1 protein-coding gene is annotated in these 1,780 nt (G+C 74.0%); it reads left to right on the top strand.

Going from position 1 to position 1,780, the window contains the following annotated elements; translation table 11 throughout:
• The first annotated feature begins 151 nt into the window (after window positions 1-151).
• Entirely contained in the window at window positions 152-1,747 is a 1,596-nt protein-coding gene (locus ACFU7Z_RS39220) for a glycerol-3-phosphate dehydrogenase/oxidase (protein WP_117492420.1), read from the top strand.
• Window positions 1,748-1,780 lie beyond the last annotated feature (33 nt).

Below are 1,780 nucleotides of genomic sequence, written 5' to 3'. Positions count from 1 at the left end.
TGCCCCGACCGGCCGCCCGCCGTTCCGGCAGCGGGTGTCACCGCGTTTCACCGGCCCGCCGCACCGGGCCGACCGGCCTCTCCCGCAGAGGCCGCACCGCACACGAGAGGAGTAACGGCGCCGCCCGACCCGCGCGCCGTACACAACCACCATGGCAACCATCCCGACCCTGGGCGCCGAGCGCACCGCCGGCCACACCGCCTCCCGCGCCGAGACCCGCGAACTGCTCGGCAAGGCCACCTACGACCTGCTGGTGATCGGGGGCGGCATCCTCGGCACGGCCGTCGCCTGGACCGCGTCCCAGGCCGGCCTGAAGGTCGCCATGGTCGACGCCGGCGACTTCGCCGGTGCCACCTCCAGCGCCTCCTCCAAGCTCGTCCACGGCGGTCTGCGCTACCTGCAGACCGGCGCGGTCAAGCTGGTCGCGGAGAACCACAAGGAGCGCCGCGCGCTCTCCACCGACGTGGCCCCGCACCTGGTCAACCCGCTGACCTTCTTCGTGCCCGTCTACAAGGGCGGCCCGCACGGCGCCGCCAAGCTCGGCGCCGGCGTCTTCCTGTACTCGGCGCTGTCCGCCTTCCGCGACGGCATGGGCCGGGTCTCCACCGCCGCGCACGCCGCCCAGCAGGTGCCCGCGCTGCGCACCGAGGGCCTGCGCTCGGTGGCCGTCTACGGCGACCACCAGATGAACGACTCGCGCGTCGCCGTGATGACCGTGCGCGCCGCCGTCGACGCCGGCGCCGTGGTGCTCAACCACGCCGAGGTCACCGGCCTGCGCTTCACCGGCGGCCGGGTCACCGGCGCCGAGCTGCGCGACCGCCTGGACGGCAGCGAGTTCGGCATCGACGCCCGCCTGGTGCTGAACGCCACCGGCCCGTGGGTGGACCACCTGCGCAAGATGGAGGACGCGGGCGCCGCGCCGTCGATCCGCCTCTCCAAGGGCGCCCACGTGGTCGTCAAGCGCCGGGCGCCGTGGCGCGCCGCGCTGACCATCCCGATCGACAAGTACCGCGTCTCCTTCGCCATCCCGTGGGAGGACCACGTCCTGCTCGGCACCACCGACGAGGAGTACACCGGCGACCCGAAGGACGTCCGGGCCACCGAGGCGGACATCGACCAGATCATGGGCGAGGCCGCGCACGCGATCCGCGACGAGCACCTCGACCGCGACCTGGTCACCTACTCCTTCGCCGGCCTGCGGGTGCTCCCGGGCGGCCCGGGCGACACCGCCGCCGCCAAGCGCGAGACGGTCGTCACCGAGGGCCGCGGCGGCATGCTGTCGGTCTCCGGCGGCAAGTGGACCACCTACCGGCACATCGGCCGCACCGTGCTGGAGAAGCTGGCCCACGTGCCCGGCACCAGCCTCGGCGAGGACATGTCCCCGATCGCCCCGACCGTCCCGCTGCCGGGCGTCGGCGCGCCGAACGCGGTGGCGCACCGCCTGCTGATCGACCGCGACCCGGGCTCGCGGATGGAGCCGCTGGTGGCCAAGCACCTGGCCAGCCACTACGGCACCCTGTCCTTCGACATCGCCCGCATGATCGACGAGAACCCGGAGCTCGGCCGGCCGATCCACGAGGACGGTCCGGACGTCTGGGCGCAGGTCGCGTACGCGGCGGACAACGAGTGGGCGTACACCACGGACGACGTGCTGCGCCGCCGCACCACCATGACGGTGCGCGGTCTGGACACGCCGGAGATCCGGGCCGAGGTCGAGGCCTTCCTCGCGAAGCGCGGCACCAAGTAGGCACGGCCGGGCGAAGCGCGGTAGCGCGGGTCC

Source organism: Kitasatospora sp. NPDC057518 (genome assembly GCF_042802075.1).
Lineage (GTDB): Bacteria > Actinomycetota > Actinomycetes > Streptomycetales > Streptomycetaceae > Kitasatospora.
The sequence above is the reverse complement of the archived record's forward strand: the minus strand, read 5'-3'. Positions and strand labels throughout refer to the sequence as shown.

What these genes read in the sequence shown, in the direction of transcription:
- ACFU7Z_RS39220 (WP_117492420.1), top strand. Translation starts at nt 152, where the DNA reads ATGGCAACCATCCCGACCCTGGGCGCCGAGCGCACCGCCGGCCACACC.